Raw genomic sequence first — 22,775 nt, 5'->3', positions numbered from 1 at the left:
CCAAGAGCCAAACCGTAACCCGGCCCCAATCAGCATCTGCCAATCTTTTTAGGTTTTCACCGAAACGAAGAAGTCCGTCGCTAGCAGCGCCGCCGCCCTCGTTCAGTGAGCGGGTTATAGATCCCACCCCCAGTTCAAGTCAACAGGCCTAGTCGCAAAAACTTCAATAAAAATGCAAGTCGTTGAATTAACGCAATAATTCGCCTTTTAAAGCGCAAGGAGGCTTTCAGGGCCCGGTTTCCCGAACTCCAATCCGTCTGTCGCTCCCCTTGCGGACCACGGATCGCTGGTTCCGGCTTCCTCACCTCCTGCGACGCATCTCCATCCCGGCAATCGCCTTGTGCCGGCGCGGAAAAACATGGCATAGCCACAGCTCGGATTGATATCATCGAGGCCTTGCAAGCCGCCTCTATATAGAGAGAGCCATGACCGTGCGCGTATTAGACGAAGCCTTCATCGCGGAACTGCCAAACTACTATCGCGGCAAGGTGCGCGATAACTACGATCTGCCTGACGGTTCGCGCATCATCATCTCGACCGACCGAATCAGTGCTTTCGATCGGATCCTGACGGCAATCCCGGATAAGGGGCACGTGCTGACGCAGACTGCCCGCTACTGGTTCGATGCAACGGCCGATATCTGCCCCAACCACGTCATCTCCTATCCGGACCCGAATGTCGTCATCGGCAAGCGGCTGGATATCCTGCCCGTCGAGATCGTCGTGCGCGGCTACCTCGCCGGCACGACCGGCACATCGCTTCTGACACTCTATAAGAAGGGTCAGCGCCGCATGTATGGTCTCGAGCTGCCCGACGGGCTGAGGGACAACCAGGTCCTGCCGTATCCGGTGATCACCCCCACCAGCAAGGCATTCGACGGCGGTCATGACGAACCGCTGACGCCGGATGATATCATTGCGCAGGGACTGCTGACGGCCCAACAGTGGGAAACGCTGTCGCGCTATGCGCTGGCATTGTTTGCCCGCGGCCAGGAGCTTGCGGCAAAACGCGGCCTCATACTGGTTGATACGAAATACGAGTTCGGCACCGACACGGATGGTACAATCATTCTCGCCGACGAAATCCACACGCCCGACAGCAGTCGTTACTGGATTGCCGACAGCTATGACGACGCCTTTTCAACCGGCGGCCGTCCAAAAAGCTTCGACAAGGATTTCATCCGCTCTTGGGTGGTCGAACGCTGCGATCCCTACAAGGACGATATTCCGGAAATCCCGGCCGATCTGATCGAGGAAACGGCCAAGGTTTACCGAACCGCGTATGAAACGATCACGGGCGCGCGTTTCGTGCCCGATGAGAGCGGCGAGACGGTGCTGGCGCGCATTCGCAAGAACCTCGAGCCGTATTTCGGTACTTGATCAGCAGCAGTCTCCGGGCGGTATCGGCGGCACACACTTGAGGACATCGTGCGAAGACCAAGGCGCAAGGCGGAAGAGACAAAAGCGGATATCCTGACAGCCGCCGAAGCGTTGCTCAGGAAGAAGGGTTTTGCCGGCTTTTCGATCGCCGACCTTGCAGCCGAATTGCAGATGTCGCCCGCCAATGTCTTCAAGCACTTTCAATCCAAGACGGTGCTTGCGGATGCAATCTGCGACCGGCACACCACCAGGATGATCGGTCGCTTCGACGCGAAGGACGATTCCGTCCCGGCGCCGGCGAGGCTGGGGCTTGTCGCGCGCCGCCTGATGGACGCGCATCTGGCCGATATCAGGGATAATCCGCTGTTTTTCGAAATGCTGGCCATGATGGCAAGTACCGACCTGCCCAGCGGCCGGCATTATCGAAAGCTCATTGAGGATCTCTTCGAAAGCGTCGTTCGCCACGGCTTCGAAACCGGGGTCTACAAGTCCGCACCGGAAAGTACCATCGGGCGGAGCGTTGCCCCTTGCTTTGCAGGGGTCCTCCACCATGTCTTTCTTATACATGCCGACGAGGCGGAGCTGCATGCCCGCTGCGACGGACTTGTCGAACTCGTGAATGCTGCACTGCAAAGCCCGCTTGCAAAGTGACGATAAGTGAATTACGTCACTTCGAGGCTGGGCTGTGGCGGTTCCGCCCCTTGCCATGCTTCCTCCCGCTTCTTGTGGGTTAACCTGTCCCTCCCGAGGAAATCCGGTTCTTCGGAATGCGCAACGACCGGCCCTGGATCCAACGATGACCCGTCGCAAACTGCTTCTCCCCCTCCTTTTCACGGTCTTGCTCGCCTCCTGCAGCGATTCCGATCAGCAGACCGCAAACGCTCCAGCCGGCGGCGCACCTCAGAAGCCGCCGCAGGCCGTCAGTGTCGTCGTCATGCAAAAGGCCGAGCGGCCGATTACCTCGATTTTGCCGGGCCGCGCCGTTGCATTCCAGACGACCCAGATCAGGCCGCGTGTGACCGGCGCCATTCGTGAGATCAGCTTCAAGGAAGGAAGCGAAGTCAAGGCGGGCGACATCCTCTATCAGATCGAGGACAATCTTTACGAGGCGACCGTCGCGCAGGCGAGAGCGAGCCTTTCCAAGGCCGAAGTCAGCATCCCGGCCGCGCAGGCAAACCTCACCCGCTACGAGCGGCTGGTCAACAGCGGTGCGACGCAGATCGAATATGAAAATGCGAAGGTCACCCTGCTGCAGGCCCAGGCCGATGTGGCGCAGGCGCAGGCCGCTCTGCAATCGGCCGAGATCGATCTCGACCTGACCAAGATCAGGGCGCCCTTCGATGGCGTCACGACCATCTCCAATGTCAGCCTCGGCAATATCGTCACCGCCAACCAGACCGACGCGCTGTCGACACTGCGCAAGCTCGATCCGATCTATATCGATCTCATCGATTCCAGCACCAATCTCCTGGAGCTTCGTGCAGCCTTTGCGTCCGGCCGGGTCACCGGCGATCCGCGCAACGCCGAGATCCGATTGCGGTTGGAGGACGGCAAGGCTTACGAACCTGCCGGCAAGCTCGACATGTCGGAAATGGCTGTCAGCGAAACCACCGGCACGTTTCAGATCCGTGCCGTGTTCCCCAACCCGGACAATATCGTTCTGCCCGGCATGTATGTGCGTGCGACGGTGACGCTTGGCAACGAAAACGGCTATCTGATCCCGCAGCGTGCCGCGACCCGCAATGCCCGTGGTGAACTGACGGCGAAATTCGTTGGCGCGGATAACAAGGTAGAAACGCGGACCTTCACGGTGAGCACCACATCCGGCAACAACTGGCTGGTCACCGACGGCATCGCGGATGGCGATCGCCTGATCGTCGACGGGTTCCAGTGGATTGCCGACGCCGCCGCCGTCCAGCCTGTCGAAGTCACGGTCAACGAGCAGGGATTTACTGTCGAGAAGCCGAAGGTTGATGCGCCGAAGCCGTAGAGGTTGAGGTCCGCATCCCGCAACAACGCGAAGAACGCCGCCCCGAATACGGCAAGGAACAAGTGAATGGCCCATTACTTCATCCGGCGGCCCGTCTTCGCCTGGGTTATTGCGATCGTGATCATGCTCGGTGGTGCGCTTGCCATCACCACGCTGTCGATCTCGCAATATCCGGATATCGCCCCGACCACGGTGCGCATTTCTGCCAGCTATAACGGCGCCAGCGCCGAAACCGTCGAGAAATCGGTGACGACGATCATCGAGGACGGCATGACCGGTCTCGACGATCTCACCTACATGAACTCGTCGTCGTCAACGGGACGCGCGACCGTCACGCTGACATTCGGCAACTCGATCATGCCTGATATCGCCCAGGTTCAGGTGCAGAACAAGTTGCAGCTGGTACAGTCGCAGCTGCCTGACGTCGTGCAGCAGTCCGGCATCGAAGTCTCTCGCTCCACCTCCAGTATCCTGATGGTCGGCGCGCTTGTGTCGTCGGACGGCAAACGCAGTTCGGTCGATCTCGGCGACGTGTTCTCGACCCAGATCGAAGATCAGGTGAAGCGCCTGGAAGGCGTCGGCAGCATCAATATCTTCGGCTCGGGCTATGCAATGCGCGTCTGGCTCGATCCCTTCAAGCTGCAGAAATACCAGTTGACGTCGGCCGATGTCACATCCGCGATCGAAGCGCAGAATACCCAGGTGTCCGTTGGTTCGCTCGGGGCGCAGCCCGTGTCGGAAGGTCAGCAGCTCACCGTCACCATGACAGCCCAGAGCCAGCTGACCACCGTCGACGACTTCGAGCGGATCATCCTCAAAGTCGGACAGGACGGCGCAACAGTCAGAATATCGGATATCGGCCGTGTCGAGATCGGCCAGGAAAGCTACGGAGGCAGCTCCCGCTTTAACGGCAAGCCGGCGGCGGGCTTTGCGGTCAACCTCGCGACAGGCGCCAATGCGCTTGATACCGCCGAAAGGGTAAAAACCGCCCTCAACCGGGTCGAGCCGACGCTTCCCGAAAATGTCAGCATCACCTATCCCTACGACACGACGCCGTTCGTCGAGCTGTCGATCGAGAAGGTCATTCACACGCTGATCGAAGCGATCGTTCTGGTGTTCGTGGTGCTTCTGGTCTTCCTTCAGAACCTGCGGGCAACGCTGATCCCCATGGTCGCCGTTCCGGTGGTGCTGCTCGGGACCTTCGGCATCCTGGCGCTGACGGGCTATTCGATCAACACGCTGACCATGTTCGCCATGGTGCTGGCGATCGGCCTTCTCGTGGATGACGCGATCGTCGTCGTCGAAAACGTCGAGCGCATCATGGACGAGGAAGGTTTGTCGCCGCTCGAGGCGACCGAAAAGTCCATGCACGAAATTACCGGTGCCATCATCGGCATCGCGCTGGTTCTGACGGCCGTGTTTATTCCGATGGCCTTCTTCGGTGGGTCGACGGGCATCATCTATCGCCAGTTCTCGATCACGATCGTCTCCGCGATGCTGCTTTCGGCCGTGGTCGCGATCGTGCTGACGCCGGCGCTTTGCGCGACGATCCTGAAGCCGGTCAATCACGAGAAGAAGAACAAGGGTATCGGCGCCTGGTTCAACCGCGGCTTCGACAAGACGACAAACGGCTATGTCGGATCGATCGGGTATCTTCTGAAGCGGCCGCTGCGCGTCATGCTTCTTTTCGCACTGATTGTCGGCGGTTGCGGTCTGTTGTTTTCAAGGCTCCCCAGCTCCTTCCTTCCTCAGGAAGACCAGGGCGTTCTGATGGTGCTCGTCCAGACTCCGAACGGTTCGACGACCGCCAGAACCGAGGAAGTGGTCAAGCAGATCGAGTCCTTCTTCCTCAACGACGAGAAGGACAGTGTCGCTTCGGTGTTCGGTGCGATGGGCTTCAGCTTCAACGGCACCGGCCAGAACAATGCGATGATCTTTGCCAAGCTCAAGGATTTCGACGTTCGCACCGAGCCGCAGCAGGAAGCGGCCGCCGTTGTGCAGCGGGCTCAGCGCCATTTCTTCGGACTGCGTGACGCGCAGGTGTTTGCGCTTCTGCCACCAGCAATCCAGGGCCTCGGCAATTCTAGCGGCTTTTCGATGTACCTTGTCGACAGCGGCAACAACGGCAATCCCGCTTTGACGAGCGCATCGCAGCAGCTGATGCAGATCGCCGGCAGCAACCGCAATATCGGCTCGCTGCGCAGCAACTCGCAGAGAACTGAAACGCAGCTGCAGATCCTGCTCGACCAGGAGAAGCTGGGTGCGATGGGTGTCGACCTCGCTTCGGTCAATTCGATGCTGACCACCATCTTTGCCGGTCGCGACGTCAATGACTTCACGCTCGAGAACAAGCTGAAGCCCGTCTATGTGCAGGGTGATGCGCCTTACCGCATGCAGCCGGAGGACCTCAAATACTGGTTTGCCCGCAACACCGGCGGCGAGATGGTCCCGTTTTCGTCCTTCAGCACCGTCCAGTGGAACACGGGCACGCCGCAGCTTGCGCGGTTCAACGGCGTCAGTGCCATATCGCTTGACGGCGCGACCGGCGCCGGCGTCAGCACCGGTCAGTCCATGGACGAGATGGAGAAGCTGACTGCGGCATTGCCGGGTGGCTACTCCGTGGCCTGGCAGGGCATCTCCTATCAGGAACGGTTGTCTGGCTCCCAGGCTCCCATGCTTTACGGCCTGTCCGTTCTGATCGTATTCCTCTGCCTTGCGGCACTTTATGAAAGCTGGTCGATTCCGTTCTCGGTCATTCTCGCGGTTCCGATCGGCGTCCTTGGCGCATTGGCTGCAGCCTATCTGCTTGGCCAGTCGAACGACGTCTATTTCAAGGTCGGTCTTTTGACGACGATCGGATTGGCGGCGAAGAACGCCATCCTGATCGTCGAATTCGCCAAGGATCGTCAGGAGACAGGTATGGGCGTGCTCGAAGCGACCCTCGAGGCCGCAAGATTGCGCCTCCGTCCGATCATCATGACGTCGCTCGCATTCATTCTCGGCGTGGTACCACTTGCGATCGCAACGGGTGCCGGCTCTGCCGCTCAGAACGCCATCGGCATCGGCGTGCTGGGTGGTATGCTTTCTGCAACACTGCTCGGAATTTTCTTCGTTCCGTCCTTCTTTGTTGTTGTGCGCCGGTTATCAAAGCGTGAAAAACAAGTGAAGACAGTGTGAATCTGTTAACGGATTGCCAGCATCGAATCGCCGCTCGTCTGAGCGGGAGGCTGTGCAGTGATTTGCTCCGCTGTTCGCGGGGCCCCATTCTTAAGCGTTTCGGGACAAAGATATGACATCCATTCGCGTAGCCGCCCCTCTCGTCATGCTCCTCCTTTCCGGCTGCGTGGTCGGACCGAACCATCAGGCGCCGGAAGTGTCCCTTCCTTCGAAGTTTGCCGAGGGTGCGCAGACGAGCAATGGCGACGTTTCCATGAAGGCTTGGTGGACGGCGTTTTCCGACACGCGCCTGAACGGCTACATGCAGACGGGCCTGTCGCAGAACCTCAGCGTTCTTCAGGCCCTGGAACGCATCAATCAGGCCCAGGCGTCCGTCGTCAGTGCCGGCGCCGGCGGTCTTCCGTCGCTCGATATCGATGCGCAGGGCGAGCGCAGCGGCACGAAGGACATCGGCGGGCGGCTCGGTCCAACATCGACCGCACCGCAATCATCCGCCGTCGGTGGAGCCAGCGCGTCCTGGTTCCTGGATCTGTTCGGTCTCTACCGCCGCAGCAAGGAATCGGCTCTTGCCAGTCTCGACGCCGCCTATGCAAGCGTCGACGTTGCGCGCCTGAGCCTGCTTTCGCAGGTTGCCGCAGCCTATATCGATGTGCGCTACTATCAGGAGCGTATCGCGATCACCAAAAAGAACCTCGGTTCTCGCCGTGAAACGCTTGATCTCACCAAGCTTCAGCTGGAAGCCGGTGCTGCCTCCAGACTGGATGTTGTTCAGGCCGAAGGTCTTGTAAACTCGACACTGTCAGAGCTGCCAGGTCTCGAGACCCAGTATCGCACCGCGGCGCATCGCATCGCGACGCTTCTCGGCATGCCAGCGTCCACACTGCTTCCTGAACTGCAGCGCGGTGCCCGCCAGCCGGTCGCCCGCTACAGCACCAAGACCGGCATTCCCGCCGACCTGATCCGCAATCGACCTGACATTCGTGCGTCCGAACGGCAGCTTGCCGCAGCAGTTGCGCAGATCGGCGTTGCCGAAGCACAGCTCTATCCGGCGATTACGCTCGGTGGCTCCATTTCGCCATCCTACACCCGCGTTGCCGGAAGCGGCGAAAGTGGCATCCTGTCCTGGTCCTTCGGTCCGGCCTTGTCTCTTCCGATCTTCGACGGCGGCGCCCTGCGTGCCAACGTCAAGTCGTCCGAATCGTCAGCCCGCGAAGCCTATCTGTCCTGGAAGCAGACGGTTCTCGATGCCGTCGAGGAAGTCGAGAACGCGCTTGCCGCCGTTGCCCGCGATGGCCGCACCGTGGCAGCGCTCCGTGCGACCGTGAAATCCTACGAGGAAGCTCTGCAGCTCGCAACCGCCAGCTATCGTGATGGCGCCTCCTCGCTGCTCGACGTTCTCGACGCGCAGCGCGAAGTCTCCACCGCCCAGGCAAGCCTGGCCCAGGCCGTACAGCAGATGGCGCAGGACTATGTCTCGCTCAACGTCGCACTCGGTGGCGGTTATGCCTTCGGATCACCGACGGCGCAGGTGGCCTCTGCCAAGCTGGTTCTGAAAAACTAAACAGCGAAACAGGATGGACCGGCCGGTTCGCCGGCCCTTTCCTTCTCGCGGGATCGCCAGACAACAAAAAACCTCCGAAGCCTGCGGCTCGGAGGTTTTTTTTATGCTCGAATGAAGCCTGATGCTTCGATCAGTTCTTGGCGCGCTCGACGTAGGAATTGTCTTCCGTGGCAATGACGACGCGGGTGCCGGTATCAACATGCGGCGGAACGGCCGTGCGGATGCCGTTCGACAGGATCGCCGGCTTGTAGGAGGACGATGCTGTCTGTCCCTTCGTGACCGGCTCTGTCTCTACGATCTCGAGCGTGACGTGACGCGGCAGCTGCAGCGCGAGCGCGATGCCTTCATGCATAGACAGGACGCAGGTCATGCCTTCCTGCAGATACGCCTTCTGGTCGCCCATCGTATCCACGTCCACGACGATCTGATCGTAGTTTTCCGGGTTCATGAAGTGGAAGCCTTCGCCGTCTTCATAGAGGAACTGGAAGTTGACGTCTTCGACGAAGGCGCGCTCGACCTGTTCCGTGGTGCGCCAGCGTTCCGACACCTTCACGCCGTCAACGATGCGACGCATGTTGACCTGGGTCACCGGAGTGCCCTTGCCGGGGTGGAAGTTCTCGGCGGTGAGAACCACATAGAGCTTGCCGTCGACGTCGATGACGTTACCCTTGCGGACGGAAGATGCGATGACCTTGACCATTTGAATTCCTTGTTGGCGTGCCGGCTTGTAACTGCCGGGAATGCGTCGTAGAGGACCGGGCGATAACCGGCCTGAAGGACGGATGATCTGTTTTCCGGGCAACTACCGCAAAAACGCGCAAAGTGGAAGCCTTGCGGGCAAGAACCCGCGAAGAAAGCCGAAATGAGCCTGTTTCACTCCGAAGCCCGATCTGCCCCGTGGTGGACACCGGAAAGTCACGCCGACCGGCGTCCTTTCCTGATGGGCCGCAACGCGCTTCAAACGGCGCTGCGGGGTTTCTTCGGCAAGGCGGATTTTATCGAGGTCGACACAGCGACCTTGCAGGTATCGCCCGGCAACGAAACCCACCTTCATGCTTTCGCGACGCAAGCGCTGACGATCGACGGCCGCGCAACGCCACTCTACCTGCACACTTCGCCGGAATTTGCTGCAAAGAAGCTGCTTGCGGCCGGCGAGAAGCGCATATTCACCTTCGCGCATGTCTATCGCAACCGGGAGCGCGGACCGCTGCACCACCCGGAATTCACCATGCTGGAATGGTACCGGGTTGGTGAAAACTACGAGCAGCTGATGGCCGACTGCGCCGACATGCTGAAGCTTGCCGCCGAGACCACGGGAACGAAGCAATTTTCGTTTCGCGGCATGCAAACCGACCCCTTTGCCAAACCTGAGATCGTGACGCTGGCGGAGGCGTTTCTCCGCTACGCCGGGATCGACCTGCTTTCGTCCGTGCAAACCGATGGCGCGACCGATCGCGACGCTCTCGCGTCCGAACTCACCCGCACCGGCCTCCGGGTTTCAGAGGACGATACCTGGGCGGATCTATTCAGCAAGGTCTTGGTCGAGAAGATAGAACCCCATCTCGGTCAGGGTAGCGCGACGATCCTCTGCGAATATCCCATCTCGGAAGCAGCCCTCGCCCGACCCTCGGCCCGCGATCCCCGCGTTGCCGAACGCTTCGAGCTCTACGCATGCGGCGTGGAACTGGCGAATGCTTTCGGCGAACTGACCGATGCGGCCGAACAGCGCCGCCGGTTCGAGCACGACATGGCGGAGAAAGCGCGCATCTACGGCGAGACCTATCCGATCGACGAGGATTTCCTGTCAGCGCTTTCGATCATGCCGCAGGCAAGCGGCGCAGCGCTGGGCTTTGATCGCCTGGCGATGCTCGCAACCGGCGCGACCCGTATCGACCAGGTCCTGTGGGCGCCCGTCGCCGAGGTTCTGCCGTGAGCGTGGCGCGTACCTTGAAAACGCCCGAGGAACTGGCCGATGCAGGTCTGATTGCGCAAGACCGTCTCGACGGCATCCGTGCCGTCGCCGGCAGTTACGCGATCGCGCTGACGCCGACGGTCCTCTCGCTGATCGACCCGACCGATGACGCCGATCCGATTGCACGACAGTTCGTGCCCGACGCGGCCGAGCTTGTCGGCACACCGGACGAACGGGCCGATCCGATCGGCGACGCGGCGCATAGTCCGGTCAAAGGCATCGTCCACCGCTACCCGGACCGCGTCCTTCTGAAGGCCGTGCACATCTGTCCTGTTTATTGCCGTTTCTGCTTTCGCCGTGAAATGGTTGGCCCGCAGGGGGATGGAACGCTTTCGCCGGACGAACTAACGGCCGCGCTCGACTACATCCGCACTCATGAGGAAATTTGGGAAGTCATCCTGACCGGCGGCGATCCGCTTGTCCTGTCTCCGCGCCGGCTTTCCGTGATCATGGTTGGATTGGCTGAAATCGAGCATGTTAAAATCGTGCGCTTTCATACGCGCGTGCCGGCGGTCGAGCCCGAGCGGGTGGATGCGCCGATGATTGCGGCGCTGAAGGAAAGCGGCAAGACAATCTATGTGGCGCTCCACGCCAACCATCCCCGCGAAATGACTGAGGACGCGCGGGCTGCCTGCGCAAGGCTGGTTGACGCCGGCTTTGCGATGGTCAGCCAGACGGTCCTGCTCAAAGGCATCAACGACGATCCGAAAGTGCTCGGCGACCTGATGAAGGCTTTCGTCGAAACGCGCATCAAACCCTATTACCTGCACCATCCGGACCTGGCGCCAGGCACAGGCCATTTCCGGATCGATATCGCCGAGGGCCAGCGAATCGTTTCGGCTCTGCGCGGCACCATTTCCGGACTTTGCCAGCCGACTTACGTGCTTGATATTCCAGGCGGCCACGGCAAGGCGGTCATCGGCGAAAGCGCTGCGCGCCCTGAAGGCGGCTGCTACTCCGTCAGCGATTTTCGCGGCAACGAACACACCTATCCACCGACGTGAATTGCGTCCGCGTTCTGTGATTCACGTGAAATATTGACGGCTTACCGCCCGCAGGAAGCATTTTCCGACATCGCTTTCAAAAGCGTTGCCATCTGCGGCTTGTCGACCGTGCGAACCGGCTGGATGTTGAGGATCTCGTCTTCCGGCCACCAGTCACCGGCTGCCCAATAGGCCCAGCCCAGCCACGCATCCGGGTTGCTCTCGACGACCTTGACCATATCGACCAATGCCGACTGGCATTCCGGCTGGCGCGGAACGGCAAATTCACCCAGCAGGCCGCGCCGGTTGTTCTGCTTCAACCAGGTGCCGACGTCGGAGAGCGCCTTGACCGCATCGGCGGCACGCGAGCATTCGTCATTCTTGCCGGAGAAATCCTGATCAAGATACTGGTGCACCTCGAAAACGTAATTGTTCTGCGGGTCGACGATCGCCGACATCGCGGCAGCGTTGGTGGTGCCGTAATCGCCGGCAGACCAGCTATGGGCGCCGGTCCAGGCCGTGCCGGGAACAAGGATCAGACTGGCGGACCCGGCCTGCCGGATGGCCGCGATCGCACCGTTGGCGGCGGACACCCAGTCTTCGGCTGCAATACCATGCGGTTCGTTCATCAGACCGAACGCAATGTCTGCCTCTGTGCCAAACCGTACCGAAAGCCTGCGCCAAAAGTCGGCGAACGCGCTTTGCGGAACGTTGTCCGTCCCGATCAGATCACCCTTGTAGCGAGCGTAGTTGTGCGGATCGAGAATAACGACCATCCCGGCTTTGCGTACAAGCTCGACAGTAGCCGCAAGCCGCTTGGCCTCAGCCCGATCGAACGACGCATAGAGCTTGGGCTGCAGCCTTTCCCATAGAAATGGCAGCCGAACGGCTGTGAAGCCCTTGCTTGCAAAATAGCGGATCGTTTCGGCGGAAGGGTAAGTGTAGCCTTTACCGTAGGCATCGCCAACCTTACCGAATTCGGCACCGGCGAGATTGATGCCCCGCATACAGGTCGTGGCAGCGGAAACCGGCTGCGTCGCGAGACTGGCCGCACCGATCAAGGCGATTCCCCTCAAGGCAATGCTTCTGAGGTTTCTACCCAACCAGGCCTTACCCTGAAACCGCCCCGCATATCTAGCCACCAGCATTCCTCCCGTATCTTACAAAATCCGACGAAATAAATATTCGAAAATATTGAATGACAAATGCGCGGCGGACCAAGCACCGCGACGGTGATCAACGCGTGAAAGGCGCAAAAGGACCGGAATTTTTGACGTCCTTGCCTAAGCTGCCGTTTGTAAGGGTGGAACGTTCCATTGCTTTGAGCCGGAACGGAAAAACGCCTCCGTATTTCTGTTCTTTCCTGCGCCTTCGGATATGGTCCGCCGGCGTGGTTATGTCTACAAGGATCTCCGCCAAGTGCAGACCAAGGAGTTATCGATGAAGAGCTATGTACTGACCGTCACCTGCCGTTCTACTCGCGGCATTGTTGCTGCGCTTTCCGGCTTTCTGGCGGAACAGGGCTGCAACATCATCGACAGCTCGCAGTTCGACGATCTGGATACCGGCCGGTTCTTCATGCGCGTCTCGTTCATTTCCGAAGAAGGCGTCGGTCGCCCGGCAATTGCCGAAGGCCTCAAGCCGATCGCCGAAAAGTTCGAGATGGAATGGGACATCTTCGATACCGAGGAGCGCATGAAGGTGCTTCTGATGGTGTCGCGCTTTGGCCATTGCCTCAACGATCTTCTCTACCGCTGGAAGATCGGCGCGCTGCCGATCGATATCGTCGGCGTCGTCTCCAATCACTTCGAATACCAGAAGCAGGTGGTCAACAACGATATCCCCTTCCACCACATCAAGGTGACGAAGGAAAACAAGCCGCAGGCCGAGGCCCAGTTGCTTGATGTCGTCGAGGCAGGCGGGGCCGAACTGGTGGTGCTCGCACGCTACATGCAGGTCCTGTCGGACCAGCTGTGCCAGAAAATGTCGGGCAAGATCATCAACATCCACCACTCCTTCCTACCGAGCTTCAAGGGTGCAAACCCTTACAAGCAGGCCTATCAGCGCGGCGTGAAGCTGATTGGGGCGACAGCCCATTACGTCACCGCCGATCTCGACGAAGGCCCGATCATCGAGCAGGACACGGTGCGCATTACCCACGCGCAATCGCCCGACGATTATGTCTCGCTTGGCCGTGATGTGGAAAGCCAGGTTCTGGCCCGCGCGATCCATGCGCATATCCACCACCGCACCTTCATCAACGGCAATCGCACGGTGGTCTTCCCGCCGAGCCCCGGCTCCTACGCCTCCGAGCGTATGGGGTAATCCATCCGAGTCATCTAATGCTTTGATCCGACTGTCGGTTTACCGACGGTCGGCGCAGCGCCGGATAACAACGTGTCACAATAACTTTAGCCGGTCTCATCTTGTCGCAGACGAGGCCCGCACCTATTTCCTGGCTTGTCGAAGGACAGGCCATCGCGAATGAAATTTCACATTTCCGCCGCGATACTGTCATCAGACAGAAAAATATTTCCTTTAAAAGGATTTTCGTTGATCGCATTCTGCGAGTCACCTAAAGTCCACTTTCGATCGACGGACGTTTTCCGTCGGCATTTTACGCAACGCCATGAGGGAGAGTGACATGATTAAACCTGCTTACGTCGCCGCCTGCGGTCGGTTCGCGTATAAGATGCTAGGCACGGAGCGTAGCTCCCTTCCGTGCTGTCGAATGTAGACCTTTCAGTTCTTTCGTTCCTGAAAATCCATTCGCCAGTGCTGCGCTTTAGGCAGCAAACGCGGGAGCATGCCATGCAGAAGCAAGTTATAGAATTCGGCGGCGAGCCCGTCGGTATCGTTATCCCGGATGAAGACCGGTTGAAATTCATTGCCGTGAAGTTTCACGTCATCGATCTCGATGAGCAGCGTTTCAATTCGCCCGACGAAGTGAAAACGGCCATTCGCGAGTTGGTGCGTGCACGCGCGAATGCGCCGACGGCGCTTGCCTGATCAAACCTGATCGTCGAGACAGAAAAGCCGCCCTTGAGGCGGCTTTTCTATGTAAGGCATCACGGATCAGAACGCCGTGAACGTCATCGTCGTCAGCGACCGCTCGATACCGGGGATCGAGGCAATCTTCTCGTTGACGAAGCGGCCGATTTCATCGTCGCCGCTGATATAAACTTTCAGAAGCAGGTCCCAGTCGCCGCTGGTGGAATAGAGTTCGGAAGCCAGCTCGGTCTTGTAGATCGCATCGGCGACCTCGTAGGTCTTGCCGGGCTTGCAGCGAAGCTGGACGAATATCGGTTTCATCAGGGTCTTCCCGTCGGTCGGTCAAAACAATAACAATCTCACGGACTATTGGCCGATAGCGCCGGTGATCGCAAGTGATCCGCCTCGATCTCGCGCGAGATCCAGTCGCGAAACACGGCAAGCGGCGGGTAGGTTGCGCGGTCGGGTGGATAGGCGAGATAATACTGGCCCGTCCCCATCGATCCCCCGGCAACCGCCCCCACCAGCAGCCCCTGCTGCAATTCGCGTTCGATCAGGAAGCGCGGCAGCAGCGCCGTGCCGAGACCTGCGACGGCCGCCTCGACCATGGTCGCGAACTGGTCAAACAGCATGCCGTGCAGTGCGTCGAACTCGGTTGTCGCTGTGCGGAACCACGTCTCCCAGGCATCCGGCCGGCTGTTGAGGTGAAGCAGCGGCGCATGCACCAGATCACCCGGTGCCTGGATGGCATGCTTCCTTAGGAAAGCCGGGCTGCAGGCCGGGATCACATCCTCGTCCATCAGGAATGTCAGGGCAGCACCCGGCCAGCGCGCCGAGCCGAAATGGATCGCCGCATCCAGCGTATCGAACCGGAAATCGAACGGCTCGAGCCGCGTGGTCAGGTTGACGACGACGCCGGGATGAAGATCGAGAAACCGGCCGATCCTTGGCGTGAGCCAGCGCGTGCCGAAAAACGGCAGGATGCCGAGATTGAGCGTTCCACCGGACGGATTGGCCCGAAGGTTCAGCGACGCATTGGAAATCCGCCGCAACGCCTCGCGCACCTCGCGTGCATAGGCATCGCCGGCCAGCGTCAGCCGGATCGTTTGCCGCTCGCGCAGGAACAGCGCCACGCCCAGCTGTTTCTCCAGCGCTGATATCTGGCGGCTGACGGCGCTCTGGGTCAGGCCGAGTTCGTGCGCCGCCGCAGTGACGCTGCCACTGCGAGCCGCCGCCTCGAAGGCGGCAAGAAGCGAAAACGATGGAAGAAACCGTCTTGGCGGGAGCATTGTCATTCCTCCCGCGAATGACCTGTTGAGATTATGTCGATATTCATTGGGAAACCGGTTCTGTAAAGTCTGCAAAACATAAAGTGCGGGAACTTTCGATGCTCGACGACCAGCGCTCCCACGGCCTCTGGGAAAGAACTGCTCCTGCGGCTCCTTCCACTCTTCCTCTGAGAGGATCAACGTCGTCGGACGTGGTGATCGTCGGTGGCGGCTATACCGGTCTCTCCGCGGCCCTGCATCTGGCGGAACGCGGCGTCGCCGTCGTCCTTTTGGAAGCAGCCGAGATCGGCTTCGGCGGTGCCGGCCGCAATGTCGGGCTGATCAATGCCGGCATGTGGGTCATGCCCGACGATTTCCCGAAAGAACTCGGCGATCTCTACGGCGAACGGGCACTCGACCTGCTCGGCAACGGCCCCTACCTCGTCCGCGAACTAATCGAGAAGCACGCCATCGCCTGCGAGCTCGAAACCAACGGCACGCTCCACTGCGCTGTCGGTGACAAGGGACTGCGGGAACTGGAGGAACGCGCGCGCCAATGGCAAAAGCGCGGTGCCCCGGTCACCATGCTGGATGCCGCAGAGACCGAACGCCGGATCGGCACGAACGCCTATTCGGGCGCGCTCCTCGACATGCGCGCCGGCACGCTTCAGCCGCTCGCCTATGCCCGCGGCCTCGCCCATGTGGCCATCAGGGCCGGGGCGAAACTCCACACGGCTAGCGCCGTCATCGAGACGTCCGAGGCCGATGGCAAGAAGATCGTCAAGACTGCTGACGGCGAAGTTCACGCCGACTGGATCATCGTATCGACCGACGCCTACAGCACCGGCCCATGGGCGCAGATACGGCGCGAACAGGTGCACCTGCCCTATTTCAACCTGGCAACAAAGCCGCTGTCCGCCAACCTGCGCGGATCGGTCCTGCCGAATTCCGAAGGCTGCTGGGATACGAAGGAAGTCCTGTCCTCCTTCCGGATGGACCAAGCCGGCCGCCTTGTCTTCGGGTCCGTCGGCGCATTGCGCGGAACCGGCCTCGACATCCACAAATCCTGGGCACGGCGGTCGCTGAAGCGGCTTTTCCCGCAGCTTGGCGACGTGGAATTCGAAGCCGAATGGCACGGCAAGATCGGCATGACCGACAACGCCCTGCCGCGCTTCCACAAATTCGGCCGCAACGTCATCGGTTTTTCCGGCTATAATGGCCGCGGCATCTCGCCGGGCACCAATTTCGGCAAGGTTCTTGCCCGCCATATCCTCGGAGAGATCACCGAGGAAGACCTGCCGCTGCCGCTGACAGGCATCACCGAACCAGGCTTTCGCACCATCAAGGAAGCCTATTACGAGGCCGGCGCCCAGATCGCTCATTTCACGGGCGAACGCTTCTGACCCCGAACGAATATCGGCGGACCTGTTGTCAAACCGGCCCCGATTTGTAGATTGACCCCAAATTTCGATATCCGGAGACCGACATGACGCTCGCCAAACTCGACCTCGTCGCCGAAGTGGACAAGATCTTTGCTGATCTCGGCGTCACAGCCGACCAGTACAAGGGCGGGACGCTCACCGTCCGCTCGCCGATCACGGGCACGGAAATCGGCAAGCTGCCGGAAGTGAGCGCAGACGATGCGAGAGCAGCGATCGATGCCGCGCATCAGGCCTTCCTCGAATGGCGCCTTGTGCCGGCGCCCAAGCGCGGCGAACTGATCCGGCTGCTGGGCGAGGAACTGCGTGCCGCCAAGACTTCCCTCGGTCGCCTCGTGTCGATCGAAGTCGGCAAGGTCACATCCGAAGGTCTTGGCGAAGTCCAGGAAATGATCGACATCTGCGATTTCGCAGTCGGCCTGTCGCGCCAGCTCTACGGCCTGACGATCGCAACCGAGCGTTCCGAGCACCGGATGATGGAAACCTGGCACCCGCTCGGCCCCGTCGGCATCATCTCCGCCTTCAACTTCCCCGTCGCCGTTTGGTCATGGAATGCAGCGCTTGCCCTCGTCTGCGGCAATTCCACCATCTGGAAGCCTTCGGAAAAGACCCCGCTGACCGCGCTCGCCACACAGGCGATCTTCGAAAAGGCGCTGTCCCGCTATATCGCCGATGGTGGAAAGGCCCCTGCGAACCTCTCGACCCTGCTGATCGGCGGTCGCGAAATCGGCGAAATCCTCGTTGATCATGACAAGGTGCCGCTGGTGTCTGCGACAGGCTCCACCCGCATGGGCCGCGAAGTCGGTCCGCGGCTGGCCAAGCGCTTTGCCCGCTCCATTCTCGAACTCGGCGGCAACAATGCCGCGATCGTCAGCCCGACGGCCGATCTCGATCTGACCCTCCGCGGTGTCGCCTTCTCCGCCATGGGCACGGCCGGACAGCGCTGCACGACGCTGCGGCGCCTCTTCGTCCATGACAGCGTTTATGACGCGCTCGTGCCCCGGCTTGCCAAGGCCTACCAGTCGGTCACCATCGGTTCTCCGCTGCAGGACGGCAATCTCGTTGGCCCCCTGATCGATCAGGCAGCCTTCGACAAGATGCAGGCAGCACTCGAGGCAGCCAAGGCCGCCGGAGGCACAGTGGTTGGCGGTGAGCGCGTGCTGGATGGCGAGGCGGCTGATGCCTATTACGTGCGCCCGGCCATCGTTGAAATGCCTGATCAGACCGGCCCGGTCAGAGACGAAACCTTCGCGCCGATCCTCTACGTCATCCGATATCAGGACTTCGACGAGGCGATTGCGCTGCATAACGATGTGCCGCAGGGCCTGTCCTCCTCGATCTTCACCAACGACATCCGGGAAGCCGAAGCCTTCGTTTCCGCGCGCGGTTCCGATTGCGGCATTGCCAATGTGAATATCGGTCCCTCGGGCGCGGAAATCGGCGGCGCTTTCGGCGGCGAGAAGGAAACCGGCGGCGGCCGCGAATCAGGCTCCGATGCGTGGCGCGCCTATATGCGCCGCGCCACCAACACCGTGAACTATGGCCGCAGCCTGCCGCTCGCGCAGGGCGTCAAGTTCGATATCGACTGATGCTCGCATGGTGGCGCCATTGAACCTCCTCACCGATATCGAGGGCGTGGCCGTTGGCCACGCGACCGATCTGCAGCTTGGCTCGGGCGTCACCGCGATCATCTTCGATCAGCCGGCGATCGCCTCCGGCTCGGTTCTCGGCGGCGCACCGGGTGGGCGCGAGACCGCCCTTCTCGACCCGTCCATGACGGTGCAGACAGTCGATGCCTTCGTTCTCTCGGGCGGCTCGGCCTTCGGGCTGGATGCAGCCGGCGGGGTGCAGGCGGGCTTGCGCCGGATCGGCCGCGGCTTTCCCGTCGGGTCTGCCAGGGTGCCGATCGTGCCGCAGGCAATCCTGATGGATCTTCTGAACGGCGGCAACAAGGACTGGGGCCTCCATTCGCCCTACCGCGACATGGGCTACGACGCCTTCTGCGCCGCGCAGAAAGGTGCATTCGCGCTCGGCACAGTCGGGGCCGGCACCGGCGCCACGACCGCGACCGTCAAGGGCGGCATCGGTTCGGCAAGCGCAAAGACCGCGTCCGGGCACACGATTGCCGTCCTCATGGCCGTGAATGCCATGGGCGCCGCAACGGTCGGTGATACCAAGCACTTCTGGTCGGCACCGTTCGAGCAGGATGACGAGTTCGGGGGTCTCGGCCTTCCCTCGACATTCACAGCCGACCACACGTCCCTGCGGATGAAGGGCGTGACGTTGAAGGCGACGACGATCGGCGTGGTCGTCACCGATGCAGTTCTGACCAAGGCGCAGGCGCACAGGCTGTCGATCATGGCGCATGACGGACTGGCACGCGCCGTCTTGCCAGCACATCTGCCGGGAGATGGCGACACGATCTTTTCGGCAGCCACCGGAAAAATCCCGATGGAAGACATGGGGGCCTTCGCCGAACTCTGCCATCTCGCAACCCTGGTCACGGCAAGAGCCGTTGCTAGGGGTGTATTCGAGGCGACCGCGCTGCCAAACGCTAACGCCCAACCCGCCTGGAGCGACCGGTTCGGCGGCTAGAAGCCTCCGAGTGCCGCTTCCAGCCGAGACCAGTCCTTCTCCTCAGGCAGCCCCAGCCGTAGATCGTCCGGACGCTCGCTAAAGCGGCGCGTGATGATCCCGTGTCGGCCTAGGTGCTGGAACAGAGTCTGGGCACGCCTGTCCCGTATGAAACGAAACAATGACGTGCCGCCGAAGACCGGAATGCCGGCAGCGGACAGAGCTGCGTCCAGCCTTGCCGCATCTGTGCCGAGCCTCACGCGCATCGCAGCCTGCCAATCGGCATCGGCCAGCGCTTCGCAAGCCACATGCAGAGCCGGACCGGAGACCGCCCAGGGCCCGAGCCTCTCCTCGATCCTTGCCATGAGATCGGCTTGGCCGATCGCAAAGCCCAGCCGCAGGCCGGCCATGCCATAGAACTTGCCGAAAGAGCGCAGCACGATTAGCCCGCCCTCGCCGACAGCGCTGGCAACACTCTGGGCTTCCGACACATCCATGAAAGCTTCATCGACGACGAGCAGTCCGCCCTTCGCGCGCATGATTTCGGCCAGCGCCAGAATGTCGTCCGTCGAAACGATCCGGCCGGTCGGATTGTTCGGGTTGACGATGACGGCGAGACTGGCTGTCGCGAGATGGTCGAGATCGTCCGTCTCCAGAACCTGAAAGCCCGCCATTGTCGCGGCACGTGCATGTTCCGCATAGGTGGGCGACAGGATGGCGGCCTTTCCGGTCGCTCCGACAAGGCCGGCGATGATCGGCAGCAGGATCTGCGTGCCCGGCCCGGCCACGATATGAGCGGCTGACGGAGCCCTATACGCCTCAGCTGCAACCGTCTTCAACCTCTCGAGCGAAGAAGGCTCCGGCAGACGTGCAAAAACATTGCCGGGGATCGGCGTATGCGGATAGGAATGCGGGTTGATGCCGGTCGATAGATCGATCCACGGCTCGGGTGCCCAAGGAAACAGCGCACGCGCCATGGCGAGGTTGCCGCCATGCTGTATCGGACTGCCCAACTCAGAGATCGCCAACTGCATGTTCCTTCTCGCATTCTTCGCCCTGATCACCGAACGCATCGTCGGCTATCCGGACTGGCTGTTCAAACGCGTCGGCCATCCCGTCACCTGGATCGGCCGGCTGATATCGGCACTCGACAGTCGATGGAACCGTGAGGGCGATGATTTCGCCAGCCGCAAACGCATGGGCATCCTCGCGCTCATTGTCCTCATCGGCTGCACCGTCGCCGCCGCGCTGGCGATTGCCGCCGTTCTCATGCTTTTGCCCTTCGGACCGATCCTTCTCGTGCTTGCCGCAGCCAGCTTGCCGGCCCAGAAAAGCCTCGAGACCCATGTGGAAGCCGTGGCAACCGCGTTGCGCTACAACGGGCTCGACGCCGGACGCAAGGCCGTCTCGATGATTGTCGGCCGCGATCCGGAAAAGCTCGATGACGCCGCGGTTTGCCGTGCCGCGATCGAAAGCCTGGCCGAGAATTTTTCCGATGGCGTGGTCGCCCCTGCCTTCTGGCTCGGCATCGGCGGCCTGGCCGGCGGCGCGGCCTACAAGGCTGCCAATACCGCCGACAGCATGATCGGCCATCGGTCTCCGCGTCATGAAGCGTTCGGCTGGGCCGCGGCCCGGTTCGACGACCTGATCAATCTGCCGGCCTCGCGCCTGACGGCGGCGCTGTTCGTTTTGGCCGCGATCTTCGTCAAGGACGCCTCGCCCCGCGATGCCATACGTGCGATCCGCCGGGACGCCAAGCATCATCGTTCGCCGAATGCCGGCTGGCCCGAAGCGGCGATGGCGGGTGCGCTTGGCATCGCGCTCGCGGGTCCCCGCAGTTACGGCGGCCAGATGATCGAAGCCCGCTACATGGGAGAGGGTAACCGGACCAACCTGAATTTCGACGACATTACCCGCGCCCTCAAGCTTGCGCGCGTGGCGGATGCGCTGCTGATCGGCCTGTTCGGCCTCCTGGCGCTGCTCATCTGGCAATTTTGAGCAGTCCATCGATATCGAGATGCTGCTCCATATGCACGGCAAGGCGATCGAGAATGGCATCGACATTGGCCTCGTAATTCAGGCCCGACACGGTGCCCCCGAGACGCGACAGCCAGGCCGAACGCTGGCGATCATCGCAAAACAGTCCATGCACATAGGTGCCGACCACCCTGCCATCCGCCGATGACGCACCTTCCGCATGACCGGCAATGCTCGAAAACGGGCGCGAACAGTCGGCGCCAGTGGTATGACCCGTATGCATTTCGTAGCCGGCGAATGATATTCCGTCGGAGCTGACGCCTGTAACCGCCTCCAGCCGCTTCGACGCCGAAAGCACGGTTTCGACATCGAGAAGCCCCAGCCCCTCCGCCGAACCGGGAGGACCTTCCGATCCCTCGGGATCCGATATCCGTCTGCCAAGCATCTGATACCCGCCGCAGAGACCGAGAACACGACCGCCTCGCCTGAGATGAGCCACGATATCGGTATCGAAACCGGCCTCCCGCAGCGCCGCCAGATCCGCGATCGTGGCCTTCGAGCCGACCAGAAGCACGAGATCGCAGTTCCCAGGAATGGCGTTGCCGCGCCTGACACGGATGAGCTCGACATCCGGCTCCGCTTCCAGCGGGTCGAGATCATCGAAATTGGAAATATGCGGCAGGATCGGCACCGCGATCCGCAGTTTCGCACCGGGCTTGTGTGCGAAGGCCTGGGTAAGGCCGAGCGCATCTTCCGCCGGCAGGAGCGCGGCATCTGGGAAATGCGGCAAGAGGCCGATCGACTGCCAGCCGGTAAACGCACCGATCATCCGCATGCCCTCGGCAAACAAGGCCGGATCGCCGCGAAAGCGGTTGACGATAAAGCCGTGGATCATTGCCGCGTCATCGTCATCGATGACGAGTTTCGTGCCGGCAAGGCTCGCGATCACGCCGCCCCGGTCGATATCGCCGATGAGAACCACCGGGACATCGGCAGCGCGGGCAAAACCCATATTGGCAATGTCGTTCTGGCGAAGGTTGATCTCCGAAGCGCTACCTGCCCCTTCGACGAGGACGAGGTCTGCCTTGGCTTTCAGGATCTCGAAGCTCTCAAGCACCCGCGAAAGCAGCCTCGGCTTCAGAAGCTGGTATTCGGCAGCCTTGGCATTGCCCTCCACCCTGCCCTGCACCACCACCTGTGCCCCGACTTCGCTCTGGGGCTTCAACAGAACCGGGTTCATATGGACACTGAGCGGCACGCCGGCAGCCCTTGCCTGCAGTGCCTGCGCCCGGCCGATTTCGCCGCCATCGGCGGTGACCGCGGCATTGTTGGACATGTTTTGCGGCTTGAAGGGCAGGACACTCAAGCCCCGCAGCGTGAAGACGCGGGCAAGCCCGGCAACGACCAGCGACTTGCCCACATCCGAGCCTGTCCCCTGAAACATGAGAGCGCGAGCCACCACCC

General features: G+C 61.1%; 19 protein-coding genes. 13 read left to right on the top strand and 6 right to left on the bottom strand.

The window, feature by feature from the left end; genetic code table 11:
- Nucleotides 1–431 precede the first annotated feature (431 nt).
- The 5 genes from ASG19_RS23345 (at nucleotide 432) to ASG19_RS23325 (ending at nucleotide 8,107) form a co-directional block, all read left to right on the top strand.
- Nucleotides 432–1,379: a phosphoribosylaminoimidazolesuccinocarboxamide synthase gene (locus tag ASG19_RS23345; protein WP_062463670.1), complete on the top strand. Its 948-nt coding sequence runs from the start codon at nucleotides 432–434 to the stop codon at nucleotides 1,377–1,379.
- A 48-nt stretch (nucleotides 1,380–1,427) separates the two neighbouring features.
- Nucleotides 1,428–2,030 (top strand): TetR family transcriptional regulator, encoded by a 603-nt coding sequence (locus ASG19_RS23340; protein WP_062463649.1) that lies wholly within the window; start codon nucleotides 1,428–1,430, stop codon nucleotides 2,028–2,030.
- Nucleotides 2,031–2,175: 145 nt separating this feature from the next.
- The gene (locus tag ASG19_RS23335; RefSeq protein WP_062463646.1) at nucleotides 2,176–3,369 is read left to right on the top strand and encodes an efflux RND transporter periplasmic adaptor subunit; all 1,194 of its coding nucleotides are present in this window, start codon (nucleotides 2,176–2,178) and stop codon (nucleotides 3,367–3,369) included.
- A 66-nt stretch (nucleotides 3,370–3,435) separates the two neighbouring features.
- Complete coding sequence (locus tag ASG19_RS23330) at nucleotides 3,436–6,546, top strand: efflux RND transporter permease subunit (RefSeq protein ID WP_062463643.1); 3,111 nt, start codon at nucleotides 3,436–3,438, stop codon at nucleotides 6,544–6,546.
- 112 nt (nucleotides 6,547–6,658) lie between these two features.
- Nucleotides 6,659–8,107, top strand: a complete 1,449-nt coding sequence (locus tag ASG19_RS23325; protein WP_062463641.1) for an efflux transporter outer membrane subunit — start codon at nucleotides 6,659–6,661, stop codon at nucleotides 8,105–8,107.
- A gap of 130 nt (nucleotides 8,108–8,237) precedes the next feature.
- Here ASG19_RS23325 and efp read toward each other — a convergent pair whose 3' ends face one another.
- Complete coding sequence (gene efp / locus ASG19_RS23320) at nucleotides 8,238–8,807, bottom strand: elongation factor P (protein ID WP_062463637.1); 570 nt, start codon at nucleotides 8,805–8,807, stop codon at nucleotides 8,238–8,240.
- Between the two features lie 162 nt (nucleotides 8,808–8,969).
- Between efp and epmA the strand changes: the two genes are divergently transcribed.
- Nucleotides 8,970–10,040, top strand: a complete 1,071-nt coding sequence (gene epmA / locus ASG19_RS23315; RefSeq protein WP_062463635.1) for an EF-P lysine aminoacylase EpmA — start codon at nucleotides 8,970–8,972, stop codon at nucleotides 10,038–10,040.
- Nucleotides 10,037–11,083: a lysine-2,3-aminomutase-like protein gene (locus ASG19_RS23310; RefSeq protein WP_062463632.1), complete on the top strand. Its 1,047-nt coding sequence runs from the start codon at nucleotides 10,037–10,039 to the stop codon at nucleotides 11,081–11,083. The genes epmA and ASG19_RS23310 overlap by 4 nt, the downstream gene beginning before the upstream one ends.
- A gap of 41 nt (nucleotides 11,084–11,124) precedes the next feature.
- Here the strand turns inward: ASG19_RS23310 and ASG19_RS23305 are convergent, their stop codons facing one another.
- Entirely contained in the window at nucleotides 11,125–12,138 is a 1,014-nt protein-coding gene (locus tag ASG19_RS23305) for a glycoside hydrolase family 5 protein (protein WP_244476271.1), read from the bottom strand.
- A 364-nt stretch (nucleotides 12,139–12,502) separates the two neighbouring features.
- Here ASG19_RS23305 and purU point away from each other — a divergent pair, with 364 nt between their 5' ends.
- Both purU and ASG19_RS23295 read left to right on the top strand, forming a co-directional pair.
- Nucleotides 12,503–13,387, top strand: coding sequence for a formyltetrahydrofolate deformylase (gene purU / locus ASG19_RS23300; RefSeq protein ID WP_062463629.1), 885 nt, complete (start codon nucleotides 12,503–12,505; stop codon nucleotides 13,385–13,387).
- Between the two features lie 486 nt (nucleotides 13,388–13,873).
- The gene (locus ASG19_RS23295; RefSeq protein ID WP_062463626.1) at nucleotides 13,874–14,071 is read left to right on the top strand and encodes a hypothetical protein; all 198 of its coding nucleotides are present in this window, start codon (nucleotides 13,874–13,876) and stop codon (nucleotides 14,069–14,071) included.
- A 66-nt stretch (nucleotides 14,072–14,137) separates the two neighbouring features.
- Here ASG19_RS23295 and ASG19_RS23290 read toward each other — a convergent pair whose 3' ends face one another.
- Both ASG19_RS23290 and ASG19_RS23285 read right to left on the bottom strand, forming a co-directional pair.
- Nucleotides 14,138–14,374 (bottom strand): Lrp/AsnC ligand binding domain-containing protein, encoded by a 237-nt coding sequence (locus ASG19_RS23290; protein WP_062463623.1) that lies wholly within the window; start codon nucleotides 14,372–14,374, stop codon nucleotides 14,138–14,140.
- 38 nt (nucleotides 14,375–14,412) lie between these two features.
- Nucleotides 14,413–15,348, bottom strand: coding sequence for a LysR family transcriptional regulator (locus tag ASG19_RS23285; protein WP_156466601.1), 936 nt, complete (start codon nucleotides 15,346–15,348; stop codon nucleotides 14,413–14,415).
- 92 nt (nucleotides 15,349–15,440) lie between these two features.
- Between ASG19_RS23285 and ASG19_RS23280 the strand changes: the two genes are divergently transcribed.
- From ASG19_RS23280 to ASG19_RS23270, 3 genes are all read left to right on the top strand, one after another.
- Nucleotides 15,441–16,724 carry an FAD-binding oxidoreductase gene (locus ASG19_RS23280; protein WP_062463617.1) on the top strand — a complete coding sequence of 428 codons (1,284 nt, stop codon included), beginning with the start codon at nucleotides 15,441–15,443 and terminating at the stop codon, nucleotides 16,722–16,724.
- Nucleotides 16,725–16,807: 83 nt separating this feature from the next.
- Nucleotides 16,808–18,349, top strand: coding sequence for an aldehyde dehydrogenase family protein (locus tag ASG19_RS23275; protein ID WP_062463614.1), 1,542 nt, complete (start codon nucleotides 16,808–16,810; stop codon nucleotides 18,347–18,349).
- Nucleotides 18,350–18,356: 7 nt separating this feature from the next.
- Nucleotides 18,357–19,355 carry a P1 family peptidase gene (locus ASG19_RS23270; protein ID WP_062463611.1) on the top strand — a complete coding sequence of 333 codons (999 nt, stop codon included), beginning with the start codon at nucleotides 18,357–18,359 and terminating at the stop codon, nucleotides 19,353–19,355.
- Here the strand turns inward: ASG19_RS23270 and cobD are convergent.
- Nucleotides 19,352–20,368 carry a threonine-phosphate decarboxylase CobD gene (gene cobD / locus ASG19_RS23265; RefSeq protein ID WP_062463608.1) on the bottom strand — a complete coding sequence of 339 codons (1,017 nt, stop codon included), beginning with the start codon at nucleotides 20,366–20,368 and terminating at the stop codon, nucleotides 19,352–19,354. The genes ASG19_RS23270 and cobD overlap by 4 nt on opposite strands.
- On the opposite strand from cobD, the gene cbiB reads away from it, so the two are divergent.
- On the top strand, nucleotides 20,367–21,332 hold the full coding sequence (cbiB, locus tag ASG19_RS23260) for an adenosylcobinamide-phosphate synthase CbiB (RefSeq protein WP_062463605.1): 966 nt from the start codon (nucleotides 20,367–20,369) through the stop codon (nucleotides 21,330–21,332). The two genes, cobD and cbiB, sit on opposite strands and share 2 nt — an antisense overlap.
- Here cbiB and ASG19_RS23255 read toward each other — a convergent pair.
- Nucleotides 21,316–22,773, bottom strand: coding sequence for a cobyric acid synthase (locus ASG19_RS23255; protein ID WP_062463603.1), 1,458 nt, complete (start codon nucleotides 22,771–22,773; stop codon nucleotides 21,316–21,318). The two genes, cbiB and ASG19_RS23255, sit on opposite strands and share 17 nt — an antisense overlap.
- Nucleotides 22,774–22,775 lie beyond the last annotated feature (2 nt).

It is taken from the genome of Rhizobium sp. Leaf306 (genome assembly GCF_001423425.1).
Lineage (GTDB): Bacteria > Pseudomonadota > Alphaproteobacteria > Rhizobiales > Rhizobiaceae > Neorhizobium > Neorhizobium soli.
This window is presented reverse-complemented; position numbering and strand designations above follow the sequence as displayed.

Excerpts from the sequence above, each read along its gene's own strand:
- cobD (WP_062463608.1), bottom strand. The coding sequence starts at position 20,368 with ATGCAGTTGGCGATCTCTGAGTTGGGCAGTCCGATACAGCATGGCGGC.
- ASG19_RS23325 (WP_062463641.1), top strand. The coding sequence starts at position 6,659 with ATGACATCCATTCGCGTAGCCGCCCCTCTCGTCATGCTCCTCCTTTCC.
- epmA (WP_062463635.1), top strand. The coding sequence starts at position 8,970 with ATGAGCCTGTTTCACTCCGAAGCCCGATCTGCCCCGTGGTGGACACCG.
- ASG19_RS23275 (WP_062463614.1), top strand. The coding sequence starts at position 16,808 with ATGACGCTCGCCAAACTCGACCTCGTCGCCGAAGTGGACAAGATCTTT.
- ASG19_RS23290 (WP_062463623.1), bottom strand. The coding sequence starts at position 14,374 with ATGAAACCGATATTCGTCCAGCTTCGCTGCAAGCCCGGCAAGACCTAC.
- cbiB (WP_062463605.1), top strand. The coding sequence starts at position 20,367 with ATGTTCCTTCTCGCATTCTTCGCCCTGATCACCGAACGCATCGTCGGC.
- purU (WP_062463629.1), top strand. The coding sequence starts at position 12,503 with ATGAAGAGCTATGTACTGACCGTCACCTGCCGTTCTACTCGCGGCATT.
- ASG19_RS23280 (WP_062463617.1), top strand. The coding sequence starts at position 15,441 with ATGCTCGACGACCAGCGCTCCCACGGCCTCTGGGAAAGAACTGCTCCT.
- ASG19_RS23335 (WP_062463646.1), top strand. The coding sequence starts at position 2,176 with ATGACCCGTCGCAAACTGCTTCTCCCCCTCCTTTTCACGGTCTTGCTC.
- ASG19_RS23330 (WP_062463643.1), top strand. The coding sequence starts at position 3,436 with ATGGCCCATTACTTCATCCGGCGGCCCGTCTTCGCCTGGGTTATTGCG.
- ASG19_RS23295 (WP_062463626.1), top strand. The coding sequence starts at position 13,874 with ATGCAGAAGCAAGTTATAGAATTCGGCGGCGAGCCCGTCGGTATCGTT.
- ASG19_RS23270 (WP_062463611.1), top strand. The coding sequence starts at position 18,357 with ATGGTGGCGCCATTGAACCTCCTCACCGATATCGAGGGCGTGGCCGTT.
- ASG19_RS23285 (WP_156466601.1), bottom strand. The coding sequence starts at position 15,348 with ATGACAATGCTCCCGCCAAGACGGTTTCTTCCATCGTTTTCGCTTCTT.
- efp (WP_062463637.1), bottom strand. The coding sequence starts at position 8,807 with ATGGTCAAGGTCATCGCATCTTCCGTCCGCAAGGGTAACGTCATCGAC.